This is a genomic window from Mycobacterium sp. HUMS_12744610 (genome assembly GCF_041206865.1).
In the GTDB taxonomy this organism is placed as follows: Bacteria; Actinomycetota; Actinomycetes; order Mycobacteriales; family Mycobacteriaceae; genus Mycobacterium; species Mycobacterium servetii.
The window spans coordinates 2,440,364-2,456,123 of sequence record NZ_JBGEDP010000001.1; the positions used below are offsets into that span (position 1 = coordinate 2,440,364).

The following is a 15,760-nucleotide window of genomic DNA, read 5'->3' on the forward strand; positions in this document are numbered from 1 at the left end:
TTGCGAACGTCGTCGCCGTCGGCGCGCGCAGCGCCAGGCCGGTGTCGGACCCCCGGACCAGACTCGCCTCAGTCGACGCGCCGTAGGTGAGCGCGTCAGTGGGCGACCAAGGGGAAAGCATGGGCAACAGAGCGAACTTCGTCGTTGTGAAAGATGGCGACTGGCAACTGTATTACTCGCACTGGGCGGGCTGCCGCATACTCGATGCGCTGATCGGCGGGCCCGACCTCGCGCTGCGCTACGCGCAGGCGCTACGGCGATGCGCCAGGGATCAGTGGGTCGATCCGCTGTGGGCCGACGGGGGTGCGGTGGTGGATCTCGATCGCCGCCGGGTGTTGTTCGTCGGCGACGAACTGATGGTGGAGATGGCCGAACGCCGGGCCCTGATGGAGGTGCTCGCGGCGGTGTGGCCCGGCTACTCGGTCGGCTGGGCCTACGACGGCACCACCGAACTGGCGGGCTACGTGGGCGCGGAGCTGCCGCCCTGTGCGTGGGATATGCGGCCAGGGCTGCGGCTCGCCCGTGATCGAAATGCGTTGTGTCATCTCGTCTCTGTCGTCGACGCCGCGGGGCAGATCCGGATGTGGCCGCTGTGGTGGCACCTCAGCAAGGCCTGGCATGGGCCCGCGCTGATGGACAGGCTGCCCGGCCGCGGGGTGCGCAGCTTGACGCGGGGCCAGATTCCCGAAGGTGGACTGCACATCGACCTGCCGCGAAAAATGTTGGGGGCGTGGCAGACCGCCGACACGATCGGTATCTTCCAGGCGCTTCCGCAGCTCTGGGACGGGTGGCAGACGGAGTGCTGGGAGGATCGCTTCGAGGAGCAGGTCCGCCGCTGCCAGGGGGCGTTGCGGGTCCCCGAGGTGGACTTGACCGCCGGTGTCGACAGGGCTCAGGCGCGGATCCGCGACAGGGTGTTTCAAGGCTTCGAGGACGGCCCGGCAGGACAGATTCTCGCACTCGCCAACCTGCTGAATCCGCTCCAGCCCGGTCTGGTGGTCAGCGCCGACGCCGTCGCCGACGGACTGGTTCGTCCAACCGAGGTCGAGTGGGACCGCTTCGTCGACGCGTGCGACCTACTGCGGAGCGCCGGTACCAAATCGGCGTGAAATCTGGCCGCGACGCATCGGTGCATCATGATGCAGTGATGCTAGGGTGGGGCGTGCGCACCACCATCGATCTGCCCGACGACCTGCACAGACAGGCGTTGGCGATTGCGCGGGACACTCGACGTACGTTGAGTCAGACCGTCGCCGACCTCGTTCGGCGCGGCCTCGCCTCCGGTGACACGGCCGCGATCTCCACAGACCCCAGGACCGGATTGCCGGTGGTGAGCGTGGGGACCGTCGTGACCTCCGAGGACGTGCGCTCGTTGGAGGACGAGGGGTGACGGTGCTGCTCGACGCGAATGTGCTCATCGCGCTGGTCGTCGCGGAGCATGTGCACCATGACGCCGCCGCGGACTGGCTGGCGGAATCCGACGCGGGATTCGCCACCTGCCCGATCACCCAGGGCAGCCTTGTCAGATTCCTGGTGCGGGCCGGGCAATCCGCGGCAGCGGCGCGGGATGTCGTCAGTGCGGTCACAGCATCGAAACGTCACGAGTTCTGGCCCGACAGTGTGTCTTTCGCCGACGTCGAGGTCGGTGGTGTGGTCGGCCACCGGCAGGTGACGGATGCCTACCTCGCTCAGCTCGCGCGAAGCCGCAACGGGCGGCTGGCGACCCTCGACAGTGGCTTGGCGCACCTGCACAACGATGTCGCGGTGCTGATCCAGCTGGAAGCCTGATGTCCAAAATCGGTCGGCGCCGCCGGCTCCATCAGAGCGCGTGGTATAGAAATTCTCCCCCCGGCAGGTACCCTTCTACCATGGGGCTGAATGTCAAGAACGAGCACACCGTCGCGTTGGTGCGCGAGCTCGCCACGAGGACCGGTCTGACCCAGACGGGCGCGATCACCGAGGCCGTGCGCTCGAAGCTGGCCGAGTTGGACCGCGATCACGACGCCCTCGGCACCCATCGACGCGGCGATGCGCGGCGGGCGAAGGCGCGCCGACTGCTCGACGAGTTGCACGGCTCGCTCACCGATGCGGAGCGCGTGCGGCTCAGGGAGGCGGAGGGGCAGCTTTACGACGGCGCCGGCCTGCCTTCGTGATCGTCGACACGTCGGCGGTCGTTGCGGTCGTGCTCGGCGAAACAGACGGCGAGCAGCTTGCCGAGATGCTCTTGGACGCAACGGCACCCAAGATGTCGGCGGCGACCTTGGTAGAAGTCAACGCCGTCTTGACCCGTCGGCTGCGTCCCGAGGATCAACGGAGGGTGGAGCGCTTATTCGCGGTGTGGGAGATCGACCTGGTGCCGTTCGATGCCGAGCAGGCCGAGATCGCAAGCAGGGCCTATCGCGATTTCGGGCGAGGCAGCGGCCACCCGGCGGCACTGAACCTGGGCGACTGCTACTCCTATGCGCTCGCTGAGGTGACCGGCGAACCCTTGCTGTATGTGGGTGACGATTTCGTCCACACCGACGTCACGGCCGCCTATCGGCGATAACGACTGCCGGCGGTGTGCAGCAGTTCCGCTGGCCCAGGCGGCGTAGCGCATGCTGCGCCAAGAACGTTGGCCGTCAATTCGCCTCGGCACGTAGCACTTCGGCCGCGGCGTCCTCTCCGGAGCGGATCGCGCCGTCGATGTAGCCGTTCCAGATCGTGGCGGTCTCGGTGCCCGCCCAGTGGATGCGCCCCACCGGGGCGCGCAACGCCGGGCCGAACCCCGTCCAGGCGCCGGGCGGCATCACCGCGGCGTAGCAGCCGCGGGTGAACGGTTCGGTCGACCAGTCCTTGTCGAGGTAGCGCAGCGGTCGCGCGGCCCGCGGGCCGAACAGCCGGGTGAAGGCGCCGACCACGACGTCGCGGCGCTCCTCGGGGGAAGCGGGGGAGAGCCGGCGCGCCTCGCGGCCGTCGAGGAACCCGAGCAGCACACCGGGTGACCCGCTGGGTGGGCTGTTGTCGAAGACGGCGCTGACGGGGCCCTCGGTGCTGATCGCCTGACCGCTGAGACCGTCGCGGCGCCAGAAGGGTTCGTCGTAGACGGTCATGCATTTGATGACCGAGCCCATGGGCATGCGCTGGGTGAGCTGGTCGCGGGCGGCGGGCAGCGCCGGCGCGTAGTCGATGCGGCCGGCCAGGGTGGGAGGCACGGCCACGATCACCCGGCGTGCGCGCAGATCGTCGCCACCGTCGGCGACGACGGTGACGCCCTCGTCGTCATGGAGGATGCGGCGCACCGGGCGCCCGAGCAGCACGCGCTCACCGAGTTCGCGGGCCAGCCGCTCGGCGAGCAGGTAGGTGCCGCCGACGACGCGGTCCTGCTGGGCGCCGCCGCTGGTGCCGATCAGGTCGTCGAGGCCGCCGGCGGAATGGATGTAGAACAGCACGTGCAGCAGCGACACGTCGTGCGGCTCGCACGCCCAGACGACCTTGAGGGCCGAGCGCAACAGGCGGCGCGCGTCGCGGGTTAAGACGTTGCGGGACAACCAGGTTGCGAACGTCATCGCGTCGCGGTGCTCGGCGCGGGGATCGGTCCAGGGCGCATCCAGTGCGACGCCCTTGGCCATGCGGTCCAGACGCACTTGCGCCTGCCCGAAGTCCGCCAGCACGAGCGGGTTGATCACGGGGATGTCGCCGCGGTAGCGGGTCAGTCGGCCGCCGCGGCGCTCGAGAAGACGCTGGCCCTGGTCGTAGGTCGGGTGCAGCGCCAGGCCCAGCCGCTGCGCCAGGGCGCGGGCGCGATGCTGGGTCGGGCCCAGCCACTGCCCGCCCACCTCGACCACCTGCGTCGGGTCGGCCGGGTCCAGCGCCTCGTTGAGGACGCGGCCACCGACCCTGTCGCGGCCCTCCAGAACCAGCACCGAGTTGCCGGCGGCGATCAGCCGGTCCGCGGCGGACAGGCCGGCCATGCCCGCGCCGACGACGATCACATCAGCGTCTGTAGTCATCGCGGGCTTCCTTGTTTACCGGTGGTGGTGTCCAGCTTGCCCGTGTTCGGGTCGGCGGGGAACGCCTGGATTGGCATCATCGGCGATCTGCAGATCCGGCCGCGGCGTCGAGCGCGTCGTAGGCGGCGTCGAGGCGTTGTCGTCGGCGGCGGTTGGTTTCGTGGTTGGCTTCGGCGGCCATGGCGTCGATCAGGTCGTCGAGTTGTTCGTCGGTGACGGTGAGGATCGCGTCGCCGCCGTGGACGCGTATCCCGAACACCAGCCGTTCGAGTTCGGTTTCCAGGAGACACAATTCGCGCAGCGCGGCGGCCACTTCGTGGGGGACGACGATCTGGTGCAGGGTGCCGACGAGGGCCGGTCGTCGGCGGCGCAGATCGAAGTGGGATTCCTCCCAGCTGCTGATCACGCCGTCGTCGCCGCAGGCGCTGCAGCGCCAGTCGATCGGTGAGCCCGGCTCGCCCCGGTGCACGATGAGCCGACCGGGACAGCGGCGGTTGGCAGGTCGACGCCGACACGGCAGCGCGCTCTCCCAGGCGATCCGGGCGTCACCCGCCGTCGCCGCTCGCACGATGGCACTCAGGTGCTCGGCCAGTCGGCGGGCCGGCCCCGGCGCGTCGGGGGGCATGTCGAGGAAGTGCTGCAGGTCGGTCACGTACATTTCCGCGACGCTAACCGACGAGGGTTTCGTGGGGATGATCAGTTGTCCCTGGCGATGCCGATGGTCCGGTTGCCGGCGCGTTGCGCCGGACCAGAAAGTTCGCCGGGCACGCAATCATGCTTATGCGGGCCAGATTTCGGCGAGCATGGCGGCGCGGGGGAGCAGGGATCGTGCCGAAGCTCCGACGGTCCACGCGCGCCCGTCGGTGTCGTCGATCAGGTCGAGCCCGCTCATGATCAGGGACTCCTGGGCGATCGCGACCTGCACATCGACCTCGCTGATGGGTTGCCCGGCGCGTTGCCAGCCTCGCCCGAGCAGCTCATAGACCCGCGCGGCGAGCTGTCGGTGGCCGAGGGGCCCGTGCGCGGCCAGTGCGCCGATCGTCAGTTCGGTGATCTCGGTGCCAAAGGTGTTGGGGCTGAAATTCGACCGGAGCCGGCGGACCACGTCGAGATCGTCGCCGGCCGCGCGGGTGGGGGCGAGCACGCCGTGGCGCAGCCGCAGCAGCCCCACTCGGCGCAGGAGCCCGTGCAGCGCTGCCAGCGGTGGCAGGTCGTCCTCGATGGCGGCGGGCCGACCCAGCGGGTACCAGCGCGGCCGGTGCTCTTGCATGCTGCGCACGATCGTCCTCGGCAGCCGCCCGCCCGGGGTGAGCCGAACCCCGTCGGCAACGAGATCAAGCAGTAGTCGCACACTTTCGGGCACCTCACCGACCGCTTGGCGCACCCGCAGGTCGGTGGCCGCCCGGTCGAAGGGACGCAGCCGGTTGCCGACCCAGCCGCGCATGTGCTCGTGCTCGGGGTGGGCCGGGTCGGCGAGGACGTCGAGCAGTTCGGCGTAACCGCCCGGGCCGCCGCAGTCTTCGGGCGGGCAGGCGCCGTGCCCGTCGACGCAGCCCGGTGCCGGGCCGCCGCGGCCGAGCACCTCGACGTCGTGGGTCCAGCCGTCGCCGAAGTCGTAGAGGTATTCGAACCGGGCGCCGAGGTCGGCCAGGCGTGCGCCGGCCTCGTCACGTTCGTCGTCCGGCCAGACGTCCGCGCCGGGAATGTCCATCCCGTAGGTCGCGTCCGGCCCGACGAACTGGTGCAGGTGCGAGTCGGTCCACCCGATCGCGGCCTGCAGCACCTCGTGCAGCTCGGGCAGTGTCGCCGAGGCGGGCACGTCGATCACCCGGGTCACCGCCGGCTCGACATTGCACAGCACCACCCGAAGGCGGGCGGTCTTCACCGCTGTGGTTCCGCGTCGACGAGCGAGAGTGCGGCGCAACACTTCTTGTACTTGCGCCCCGACCCGCACCAGCACGGCTCGTTGCGGCCCGGCGGCCACGCGACCACACCCGGATCGCCGGCCGCCGCCAGGTGTGCGGCATAGGTGGCCCGGGCTTCCGCACCGGGTTGCTCTCCGTGTTCGGCGCACCACGCGGTGAACGGCGCCACCCGCACCGGCGCGACCGTCAACGCGCCCATGCCCGACTGCGCGAGCTCGACGAGCCGTTGCTGCATCGCCCGGCAGTACAGCGCGTGCGGCCGCGGGCCATCCGGGCCGGCCACCGGAGCGCCGGTGGCCAGTTCCGGCCACAACTGCAGCGCCTTTTCGTAGTCGCCGGCGGGCAGCCACGCCAACGCCACCGTATATCCCGGATCGGATGGGTGCTCCGGCGTCGGCTCCTCCGGGACAGAGGGCGCGGGCTGCGTCGCGCGGAGAAACTCGGCTGCTCGCTCCTGCAGCGCGTCGGCGGGCCGGCCGAGGTTGTCCAGGCTTTGTTGCCGTAGATCGCTGAGCTGGTCGACCAGCCGCTCGGGATCGTCGGTGCGCAGCGCCAGTTGCAGGCCCTGGGTCAGCCAGGCCAGCGCCGCCTCGTGGTCGCCGGCATGGGCGTATTCGAGCCCGGCGTTGTTGTAGAGCCACACGTCGTCGGGCGTGTCCGCGAGCACCGCGGACCAGATCGGTTCGGCCTCGGCGACCCGGCCCGCGCGCATCAGGATCTCCGCGCGCAGACACCGCGGGTCCGGGCTCGACCTGACGCCCGCGCCGACGGCCGCGTCCGCGGCGACCAGCGCGTCCTCGCCCCGCCCCTGTGTCTCGTATTCCATCGCCAGCTGGTAATACAGGTCGGGCAGGTCCAGGGCGTCGGCGACCCTCGGATCCTCGCGGCACGGCTTTACCGCGCGTTTCAGCACTGCGGCATACCGGGCCGAATCCCTCGGTTGAGCGCTGGCCGCCGCGTCCAACTCACGTTCCAGCCGATCCACCAAACTGGCCATGGCTTGCATCCTCTCGCATTGCTCCGGCAGGCACCAGCGTGGGGCGCACAATGGCCGGATTGCGCTGAGCCCCTTGGCGCTTCGCTAGTGTTGCCGCACACGGAATCCGGCGCCGCGCAGCTCGGGGCCGATTGTTTCCCGGATGACGAGGTAAACCTCACCCGCCACAGCCGTCACTGCAAGTTGGGGGTGGGTGTTTCTGCCCGCCTCGCAGCGACAACGCGTCGATGTCCTGTCGGCGGTGAGGAAGTTTTCGCGGTCCGGGCGGGCCATGATGTTGTATTCGACGGTCCGGCGGCTGGGATTCGTTGACGAGCCCCGCCCGTTGCGCTCTGAAGCGCGCAGGCCGCCAGCAGGCGCGCTCTTCGGCCCAGCTTTGAATTAGCTTGGTAGGGGTCATCACCGGATAGGAGCTATGGGCGACTAACCGTCACCTTCGGTAGACAGTCGTCCCTTCGGGCCCGAGCACGCTGCTGATCATCTTCGCGAAGCAGTGGTCCCCATCGAGCCCCTGTGCATCGCACCACCCGTTGGCTTGTTCGGGGGTGGGCATGGGCACTGCGACAATCGTGACCCACCAGTCCGGAGAGCTGAACGTTGTCCAGTCACCTGACCAGACCAGCCGCGCCGCAGAGAATCGCGGCGGTGATCTGCGTCGACCCGTTCCACGTTGTCAAGCTCGTCACCGACGCGCTCGATGCGGTGCGCCGCCAGGTGTGGCAGGCCGCCCGCACGCTGCCCGATCAGCGCATCGCTCGCACGTTCAAGGGTGCGCGCTGGGCGCTGCTGAAGAACCCCGCCGACCTCACCGACACCCAAGCCGAAACCCTGCGGGAAATGAAACGCAGCGGCGGGATCCTTTGGCGCGCCTATCAACTCAAAGAAGCGTTGCGCGAGGTCTTCGCCGGCGACCTCGACGCCGCCACCGTCGCCGAACTGCTGGATCGTTGGTGCTCGCGAGCCCAACGCAGCCGCATCCCGGAGTTCGTCAAGGCCGGGCGCACCATCCGCAAACACCGCGCCGGCATCAACGCCGCCATCGAGAGGAACCTGTCGAACGGACGCCACGAAGGGCTCAACACCAAGGTGCGTCTCCTCGTGCGCCGTGCCTACGGCTTCCACAGCGCTCAAGCTGCCCTCGCTCTCATCCTCCTGGCTTGCGGACCGGTCACCCTCGAACTCCCATACCACACCAGGGGCCACCCACATTCATGTCAATAGAGCCCAAATCTGAGACAGGGGAAACGTGGAACGGAATGAGCTGACGGCCGCCCTGGGTGTATGGCGGGAGAGCCTGGTCAACCTGTCAGGTGTCAACCGGCTCATCAAGTTCAAAGCCTCGAAATCTGGTGCAGTTGCCATAGATTCGCCCGAGCCTGATGTCATTTTGTCGGGGATTCTGTCCGGCGCCAAGTGGCTGTTCATGGGTACCGAGGACCACGAGCGGGACGAAGGCGCGGATGGATCCTCGTCTCGAGTGGCACAACTCGGAATGCTCGCAGCGAATGGCCGAGCCGGCGTGCTGCACACGCCTCGCCCGGAAAAAGAGCTCGGCACCGTGCTGCGCGGCTTGATGCGCCGTGCCAACGCGGAGTTGCTCGACCGGGGCCTGTCGGTGCTCTACCTCGCCTTCGGAATGTTGCATTGGCAAGATGTCGATGAGACCGCCATGGCCAGCCCGTTGTTGCTGGTCCCCGTGACGCTGATTTCTCGGGGCCCGAAAACCACGCCTGAGCTGGCGCCGGGCCAGGACGACGTGGTCGTGAATCCCAGCCTGAGCCTCCGCATGCGTGAGTTCGGCATCGAACTCCCGAAAATAGACGACGTCGCCGAATTGTCCGTCACGGACCTGTTGGCGCAGATTCGGAACGCGGTTTCGGCCGAACAAGGCTGGACGGTCGAGCCCACCGTCGTCTTGTCGACATTCTCCTTCCACAAGGAGGCGATGTTCCGCGATCTCCTGGAGAACGAAGCCACGGTGCTGGACCACCCGGTGGTGCGGGCGCTGGCTACGAAAGACCCCAGCAGTCAGAGTGGCGAATTCATCTTCGAGCCGATCGAACCTGCCGACATCGATCATGTCGCCCCGCCCGAAGACACCCCGCTGGTGTTGGACGCAGATTCCTCGCAGCGCGCCGCGATCGCCGCAGCCATCGCGGGCCGCAGCTTCGTCATGGATGGCCCCCCGGGAACTGGGAAGTCGCAAACGATCGCGAACATGATCGGCGCCCTGCTGCATTCGGGGCGCACGGTCTTGTTCGTTTCGGAGAAGGTGGCCGCTCTCGACGTCGTCCGCAATCGTCTGGCCGACGCCGGGCTCGAGAACTACCTGCTGGAGTTGCACAGCCATAAGGCGAGCCGCAAAGAAGTCGCGACCGCGCTCGCACACGCCCTGGACAACATCACCGTGGCGCCGCCCGGTATGGAGGCTCTGACCCGGTCGTCCCTCCTCGACCGTCGGATCCGGCTCAACGACTACGCAGCGGCGATGAACGAGCTGCGCGAACCGCTGCATCTCTCGTTGCACTACGTGTTCGGCGTGCTCGCCGAACTGAATTCGCTCCCCTCGGCGCCGATGCCGGAAACGCCGCCGGCGGACCTCACCCAGGCCCAATATCGAGCGGTACAGGAAATCGCAACCCAGTTGGAGCGCTCCTGGCGCCCCGCCGCGCAGGGGAAGTCCTACCTGTGGCGCAATGTGATCGACGACAGCTCGCTGGAAATCCCGCTCTACCGGGCCGAATCGGCATTGGAGGAACTTGCCGGCACCGTCGCGAGCAACAGCGAGGTGGCTGCCGCTTTCGCTTTGACCAAACCCAGCGACGCGACGTCGATTGTGTCGCTGGTGAACCAGCAACACGAGAACCGGCCCACCGATGCGCCTGACTCCTGGCTCATGGCAGATGACTGGGGCGCCGTTCTGGACGCCAGAGACCGCTTGGCCCTAGCCGTCAACGACATCCGCCGCACCGAGTCCGCCGTCTCGGAACGCACCGGTGTGGACTGGAGTGCACTGCCCGATCCCATGTCACTTCCCGCGCCGGCGCCGTTACCGCCAGGCCCGGAACAACTCACGTTGGGGCACGCGAGCGCCGCAGAATGCTCCGAAACGGCGGTGCGTTTCGAAGAAGTCGCCACCCGGCTCGCGCACCGACTGGACTCGCTAGCGGCAATGGCTCGACAGCTTGGGCTTGCCGATGTGGTCACCTTCGACGACGCCGACAGGATCCTGGCGCTCGCGGAACTCGTCCATGCACGCCACCGGCCGTTGCGCGAGTGGACTACATCGAACTCATTGGCCGGCGCTCGCGCCGCCGTCGACGCCCTGGAATCCAGTCTGCGCGAGCTTGCCGACGCCGAAACGTCGGCGACGCCGATATTTACCGGCGACGCGCTGCACGCCCCGGTCGCCGAGCTTTCCGACCGCTTTGAACACCGGCATCACGGCCTCAAAAAACTGTCCGGTGACTACCGGGCCGACAAGAAAGCGTTGGCCGCTCTTCTCGTGGCCGGCACGAAATTCAAACAAGGCCTTCACCAGCTGCCCGCCGCGGTTCGCTGGGCGGATGCCGCCCGCCGCTATGAAGCGGCCGTTGCGCAATATGCGGGGCTGTTGGGCCCCTACTGGCAGGGACGGGAAACCGACTTCGCATCGATCGCCGATGCGTTGGCAGCCGCAAATCGGATTCTCGAGTTGCTTCGTGGACAAGCAGTTCCACCCAGTCTCGCCGAATACGTCTGCACCAGCGAGCCGAACGCGGCGCACCGCAATCTGATCCAGGAGATCCGTCACGATCTCGCGGGTTGGAAATCCTCACTGGCCCCGGCGCCGGCGCTGCAAGGGCGGCCCGAACTGGTGCTCGAACCGATCGGCCGGTCCATCGTCTGGCTGCGTGCCCAACTCGAGCCCCTGCGTCAGACGGCGGCACGCATATCGGCGATCGACCACGTGACCGGGCGAGCGCATAGTCTGCTCGAGGCCGAGGAAATTCTCGCCCTGCGTGGTGCAGCGGCCGAGGCGCACGCGAACTTGCGTTCCGAGACGGCTACGTACGCCGCCACATTCGGCGCTTGCTTCGACGGAGCACTCTCCGATCTGGACCGCCTGAACGACGGCCTGAAGTGGGCCCAGGAAACCCGCGAGATCGCCGGGCGAGCACTGACCGACGCCCAAGTCGCGGCGCTGACCGCGTCGCGCCCCGTGCATCGCCTGGCCGCCGCGGCCGGGAAATGGGCAACCGCTGCCGATCGGATCATCGACGCCTTCCATTCCGACCGGCATGCGGAGCTCAGAACCGAACTTGACGATTACTCCAACGCCGCGAGCCTGATCGGTGATCTGAAGGACGACAGCACCGGGCAAGAGGAGTGGTTTGCGTACACAAGAGCCCGCGCCGATCTCGCCAAGCACGGCCTCGATACCGCCATCGACTTCTGCATCGAACAGCGCGTGGGAGCCCAACAAGTACCCCCCGTCATCGAGAAGGCGCTGCTGCGTTCATGGGCTGACTACACAATCCAGAACGACACGCGCATCCGGCCCCTACAGGAACGCGATCGGAGCGCGCTCGTTGAGGAGTACCGCGAACTCGACAGACAACTCATTCTGGCTGCGACGAGCGACATCATCCGCGCAGTGAACATGCGCAGACCCTCGGTCGCCGAGATCGGCGAACCCGGCGTGATACGCCGCGAGGGAATGAAGAAATCACGACACCTGCCGGTGCGCGAACTCATCTCCCGGTCCCGCAACACCGCGTTGGCCATCAAGCCGTGTTTCATGATGTCGCCGCTTGCCGTGAGCCAGTACCTGCCGGCAGACATGGGTTTCGACGTCGTCATCTTCGACGAAGCGTCACAAGTCACCCCGGGGGATGCCATCAACTGCATCTACCGCGGCAAATCGCTGATCCTTGCCGGAGACGACAAACAGTTGCCCCCGACCTCTTTCTTCGAACGCGTCGAGGCAGAAAGCGATTTCGATGAAAGCGACACCGACGCCGCCGATTTCCAGTCCGTCCTCGAGCTGGCGAAAGGTTGTGGAGCTTTCAACGACCTCCGGTTGAACTGGCACTACCGCAGCCGGCACGAAGACCTGATCGCGTTCTCGAACTACAAGTTCTACGACGGCAAGCTCATAACCTATCCCAGCTCGCACTCGGAAGGCCCGGATGTGGGCGTGCAGTTCTTCCACACCAATGGCGTGTACCGCCGTGGGGGCGGTGCGGACAATCCGCTCGAGGCCACCCGGGTCGCCGAACGGGTCATCGAGCACTTCACGACGCGACCACATCTCACTCTTGGCGTGGTGACGTTCTCCGTCGCCCAGGCAGACGCGATCATGGATGCCATCGACAAAGCGCGGGAGAGCCGCCGCGACCTGGACAGGTTCTTCGATGGCGACGACCGGCTTAACGCTTTTTTTGTAAAGTCGCTGGAATCGGTGCAAGGCGACGAGCGCGACGTCATCATCTTTTCAATCGGCTACGGGCCCGACGAGGCCGGCAAGATCACCACCAACTTCGGGGTGCTGAACAAACCCAAAGGATGGCGCCGGCTCAATGTCGCGGCGACGCGCGCCCGTCAGCGCGTTGAGGTGGTTGCGTCTGTGCGTGCCGGCGACATCCCGCCGTCGACAAACGAAAACGTCGAATATCTCCGCGCCTATCTGGATTACGCCGAGCGCGGCCAAGCTGCCCTGGCCATCGACTTGGGCGGCAGCGGGCTCGGCCCAGAAAGCCCCTTCGAAGAATCCGTCACCAAGGCAATCCGTGCATGGGGTTACACCGTCGAACCGCAAGTGGGAGCGGCTGGATTCCGCATCGACATCGGAATACGGCATCCCGCCCATCCCGGCCAGTTTGCTCTCGGTGTCGAATGCGATGGTTACCAGTATCATTCCGCCCCCGCTGCCCGTGACCGCGACAGGCTACGGGAACAGATTCTTCGCGGACTCGGCTGGCGGCTGCACCGGATTTGGGGAACCGCATGGTATCGAAACCGGCAGATTGAAGAGGACCGGCTGCGTGCCGCAATCGAAGCTGCAATCAACGCACCCGCGGACGACCGGATCAACGCTGACGACGGCAAGCTGCCGCGTCGAATCGTCGAGACAACCCAAGTGGAGACCTACGAAACGCCATCGTGGACGACGGAATACAGGGTGGCGGATGTCCAGCCGCTGCCTCGGTGGATCGACCCTTCCGAGGCCGGCGGCCACCATCACATGACCGACGCCGTGGTCGCCATCGCCGACATCGAAGGCCCGGTCCACATGTCCCTCGTCCATCAGCGTTTGAGGGAGGCGTGGGGCATAGGGCGCATCGGCTCCAAGATCAGCGAGAACATCGATCGAGCTATCGGCAGTCACGATAACGTCGATCGTGACGGCGACTTCATCGACCGCAAGGGCCGCCCAGTCGACCGTGTCCGGACACCGAATGGCGTGACCAGAAAAGTCGAACACGTCGCGCATAGCGAAATTCGCCTTTGCGCCACGCTGCTTCTCCGGGACACGGGAACGACAGAGAGAACCGAGCTCATCACAGCGGTTGCCCGTATCTTCGGTTGGACTCGTACCGGCGCAGACATCAAGAGCCATATCGACGGGGTGATCGAGCAGCTCGCGGCCGGCAATGAGATCGCCGAGGAAGAAGGATATTTGAGCCTTTCCGGTGGCCCCTGTTAGTCAAGCCACCGGCGCGTTCGTCGTCATCGTGATGGCCGGCAGCTAGGGCGGACCGGGACTTGCTCACTTGCCGGTCTCTCCGACCGCGGCGGCGGGGCCGGCACGCGGTGACTGGCCGGCAAGCACGAGCATGGATAAACTTCGGCCCATGCAGCAGCCACTGCGGGTGGATAGTGCTGGTGTGCAGGTGATGGCCGGCAGATGGGGCGCCACAGCGGGCGACCTCGAGGAAACGACTGCCCCGGTGGGGTTGGGTTTGTCGTCTCAGGCCAGCGCGGCCGCAGTGAACGCCGCCCACGCCGATGTCGCAGCGTTCACGGCGGGACTGGCCGCACGGATTTGTGTCCGTGCCGTCCACGTCGCCGAGGCCGATTCCCGCTATGTCGCCAATGAAGCTGACTCGGCCCACGAGCTGGCGGCCTTGGCCTCCCCGGAGGCCTGTGTCTAGCGATGCGAGCGCCCGCAGCGTCTGCCAGCCTCGCTCAACTGCTGGCCTGGCCCACCGAACACCTGACTGAAGCTGCCGACTACTGGCAGGCCGTCGGCGGACGCTGCTATGGGGTGGCCAATCAGGTCTGGCGGAAGCCTTTTCAATCGATTGGCAGGGTGAGGCCGCCGACAGGGTGCGGACCGCAACCCATTCCGACATGCAGACCACCAGTGCAGTGGCCGACCAGTTGCACGAGGCGGCCAAAGTCGCACGTAGCGGGGCCTCGGATTTGTATGGCGCGCGCTCACGGGTCCGCTATGCGGTGGAGGACGCCCGCGCGGAGGGTTTCGAGGTGGGGGATGATCTGTCGGTCACCGACCGCTCCCGCGGTGGGTCGGCCGTGCAGCGGTCTGCCCGGCACGCCCGGGCGCTGGTCCTGGCCGGCGATATCCGCGGGCGCGCGGCTCAGCTCGTCGACGTCGACCAACAAGTAGCTGGCAAGATCACCGCAGCGGTGGCCGGCATCCGCCACGCTTTCCCCCGAGATCCGGGCAAGACGGACAACGATGTCCATCCCGTCGACAACCACACCTTCAAAGAGCAGCCTCCGCCCCCCACGTACCCGATCAACGAGGTGATCGCCGAGGCCACGGACCTCGACGGCAACCATGTCGTTCTCCGGCGCGGCTACTACGACGAGAGCACACAACAGGGTTTCGGTTGGGACAAGGCGTACTGGCGGCACCACGTGGTCAACCCCAACGTTTTCCGGGATCTGATCTCACACAGTCGGCCCATAAGCAGCCAGGGCGGAACCCTTGTTTACGAGGTCCCGATCAATCGTGTGCACTGTACGCAAGGTCCGCTTGGGATCGCCGATTGCGAGGATACGGGCGAGAGCCTGACCATGAGGATCGTGGCGAACGTCAACGAAGGACGTCCGGGTATTCCCGATGGCGGACAGAAAGGGGTCATCTCGATGTATCCGCTCGCGGGGGGTAGTGGAGTGGTTGAAGTGGAACCGGGTTGGACGCTGACACCGCCATGGGTGAACAAAAATGTGCCCATCAACTGACGCTACCGACGCGCAACGCGAGTTTGCAGCCGAGGTGTTGCAAACCCTGTTGCGGCACATCGAAGTTGAGAACAACCGCGGTCACGGCCCCTACCTTGTCACGCACGCCTGGACCGAGGGCGCGACGATGTACTGTGTCTACACCGCCCCACCTTCGGATAGAACCTGGGGATTGGTCCGCGACACCAGAGAGTCGATCGTCGACCCGGGTCCCTGGCCGGATCTTTCCGAGGCGGTCCTCTACTACTACCTCTGCGATTTCGAGGAGAATCAGCCGTCCTCGTCGTCCCGTCGGCCAGGCGAGCCCGAGACCATCTGGTGGTTCGGCTCTCCGCGCGAACGCGTGCCGCAACGGCCGTCGGATATTCCCGAGGCGTACCGGTATACGTCGCCGACGGCAACGTCCGCGACGGAGCTCGAATCAGAACAGGGTCGGCCCGTGATCAACGAGCCTCGGCTGTACGGGAATCCGTCATAAGCGGCGCGACAGTTCCGATCGTCGTCCCCCGTGGGGCGAACGCCGGCAAGCTCGTCGTCAAGACATTTTGCCAGCGAGACCGCTCCCCGGTTTGTCGCTGAAAGTCGCTCTGAGGCGGGCATTTTGCGTAGTGGTTCTGTAGCGGTGGCCGCTGTGACAGATGTGGCACCGTGGT

The 15,760-nt window shown here is 66.8% G+C and carries 12 protein-coding genes and 2 pseudogenes; 10 read left to right on the forward strand and 4 right to left on the reverse strand.

Translation table 11 applies throughout. The features are described 5' to 3' along the window. Positions 1-119: 119 nt before the first annotated feature. From AB8998_RS11955 to AB8998_RS11975, 5 genes are all read left to right on the forward strand, one after another. Positions 120-1,109 carry a hypothetical protein gene (locus AB8998_RS11955; RefSeq protein WP_369738167.1) on the forward strand — a complete coding sequence of 330 codons (990 nt, stop codon included), beginning with the start codon at positions 120-122 and terminating at the stop codon, positions 1,107-1,109. 53 nt (positions 1,110-1,162) lie between these two features. Next, positions 1,163-1,390 carry an antitoxin gene (locus AB8998_RS11960; protein ID WP_369741530.1) on the forward strand — a complete coding sequence of 76 codons (228 nt, stop codon included), beginning with the start codon at positions 1,163-1,165 and terminating at the stop codon, positions 1,388-1,390. Continuing rightward, positions 1,387-1,788, forward strand: coding sequence for a TA system VapC family ribonuclease toxin (locus tag AB8998_RS11965; RefSeq protein WP_369738168.1), 402 nt, complete (start codon positions 1,387-1,389; stop codon positions 1,786-1,788). The genes AB8998_RS11960 and AB8998_RS11965 overlap by 4 nt, the downstream gene beginning before the upstream one ends. 80 nt (positions 1,789-1,868) lie before the next feature. After that, positions 1,869-2,153, forward strand: a complete 285-nt coding sequence (locus AB8998_RS11970; RefSeq protein ID WP_369738169.1) for a type II toxin-antitoxin system VapB family antitoxin — start codon at positions 1,869-1,871, stop codon at positions 2,151-2,153. Further along, positions 2,150-2,548, forward strand: a complete 399-nt coding sequence (locus AB8998_RS11975) for a type II toxin-antitoxin system VapC family toxin (RefSeq protein ID WP_369738170.1) — start codon at positions 2,150-2,152, stop codon at positions 2,546-2,548. Before AB8998_RS11970 ends, AB8998_RS11975 begins: the two co-directional genes overlap by 4 nt. Before the next feature lie 73 nt (positions 2,549-2,621). On the opposite strand, the gene AB8998_RS11980 is transcribed toward AB8998_RS11975, so the two are convergent. The 4 genes from AB8998_RS11980 to AB8998_RS11995 all read right to left on the reverse strand — a co-directional run bounded on the left by AB8998_RS11980 (position 2,622) and on the right by AB8998_RS11995 (position 6,377). Beyond that, a complete protein-coding gene (locus tag AB8998_RS11980) occupies positions 2,622-3,992 on the reverse strand; it encodes a flavin monoamine oxidase family protein (RefSeq protein ID WP_369738171.1) in 1,371 nt (456 codons plus the stop codon). 76 nt (positions 3,993-4,068) lie between these two features. After that, entirely contained in the window at positions 4,069-4,650 is a 582-nt protein-coding gene (locus AB8998_RS11985; RefSeq protein WP_369738172.1) for a hypothetical protein, read from the reverse strand. Positions 4,651-4,770: 120 nt separating this feature from the next. Then, entirely contained in the window at positions 4,771-5,877 is a 1,107-nt protein-coding gene (locus AB8998_RS11990) for a plasmid pRiA4b ORF-3 family protein (RefSeq protein ID WP_369738173.1), read from the reverse strand. Beyond that, positions 5,874-6,377: an SEC-C metal-binding domain-containing protein gene (locus tag AB8998_RS11995; RefSeq protein ID WP_369741531.1), complete on the reverse strand. Its 504-nt coding sequence runs from the start codon at positions 6,375-6,377 to the stop codon at positions 5,874-5,876. The genes AB8998_RS11990 and AB8998_RS11995 overlap by 4 nt, the downstream gene beginning before the upstream one ends. 1,179 nt (positions 6,378-7,556) lie before the next feature. Between AB8998_RS11995 and AB8998_RS12000 the strand changes: the two are divergent. The 5 genes and pseudogenes from AB8998_RS12000 to AB8998_RS12020 all read left to right on the forward strand — a co-directional run. Then, positions 7,557-8,135, forward strand: a pseudogene (locus AB8998_RS12000) (ISL3 family transposase); the annotation flags it as partial. Between the two features lie 25 nt (positions 8,136-8,160). Further along, a complete protein-coding gene (locus AB8998_RS12005) occupies positions 8,161-13,602 on the forward strand; it encodes a DUF3320 domain-containing protein (protein WP_369738175.1) in 5,442 nt (1,813 codons plus the stop codon). A 148-nt stretch (positions 13,603-13,750) separates the two neighbouring features. Continuing rightward, complete coding sequence (locus tag AB8998_RS12010) at positions 13,751-14,050, forward strand: hypothetical protein (RefSeq protein WP_369738176.1); 300 nt, start codon at positions 13,751-13,753, stop codon at positions 14,048-14,050. Positions 14,051-14,052: 2 nt separating this feature from the next. Continuing rightward, positions 14,053-15,107 (forward strand): annotated as a pseudogene (locus AB8998_RS12015) (hypothetical protein). Further along, positions 15,091-15,585 carry a hypothetical protein gene (locus AB8998_RS12020; RefSeq protein WP_369738177.1) on the forward strand — a complete coding sequence of 165 codons (495 nt, stop codon included), beginning with the start codon at positions 15,091-15,093 and terminating at the stop codon, positions 15,583-15,585. The pseudogene AB8998_RS12015 and the gene AB8998_RS12020 overlap by 17 nt, the downstream one beginning before the upstream one ends. Positions 15,586-15,760 lie beyond the last annotated feature (175 nt).

Bases quoted from the DNA above. Each gene is read 5' to 3' on its own strand.
- AB8998_RS12020 (WP_369738177.1), top strand. From the start codon at position 15,091: ATGTGCCCATCAACTGACGCTACCGACGCGCAACGCGAGTTTGCAGCC.
- AB8998_RS11955 (WP_369738167.1), top strand. From the start codon at position 120: ATGGGCAACAGAGCGAACTTCGTCGTTGTGAAAGATGGCGACTGGCAA.
- AB8998_RS11985 (WP_369738172.1), bottom strand. From the start codon at position 4,650: ATGTACGTGACCGACCTGCAGCACTTCCTCGACATGCCCCCCGACGCG.
- AB8998_RS12010 (WP_369738176.1), top strand. From the start codon at position 13,751: ATGCAGCAGCCACTGCGGGTGGATAGTGCTGGTGTGCAGGTGATGGCC.
- AB8998_RS11980 (WP_369738171.1), bottom strand. From the start codon at position 3,992: ATGACTACAGACGCTGATGTGATCGTCGTCGGCGCGGGCATGGCCGGC.
- AB8998_RS11970 (WP_369738169.1), top strand. From the start codon at position 1,869: ATGGGGCTGAATGTCAAGAACGAGCACACCGTCGCGTTGGTGCGCGAG.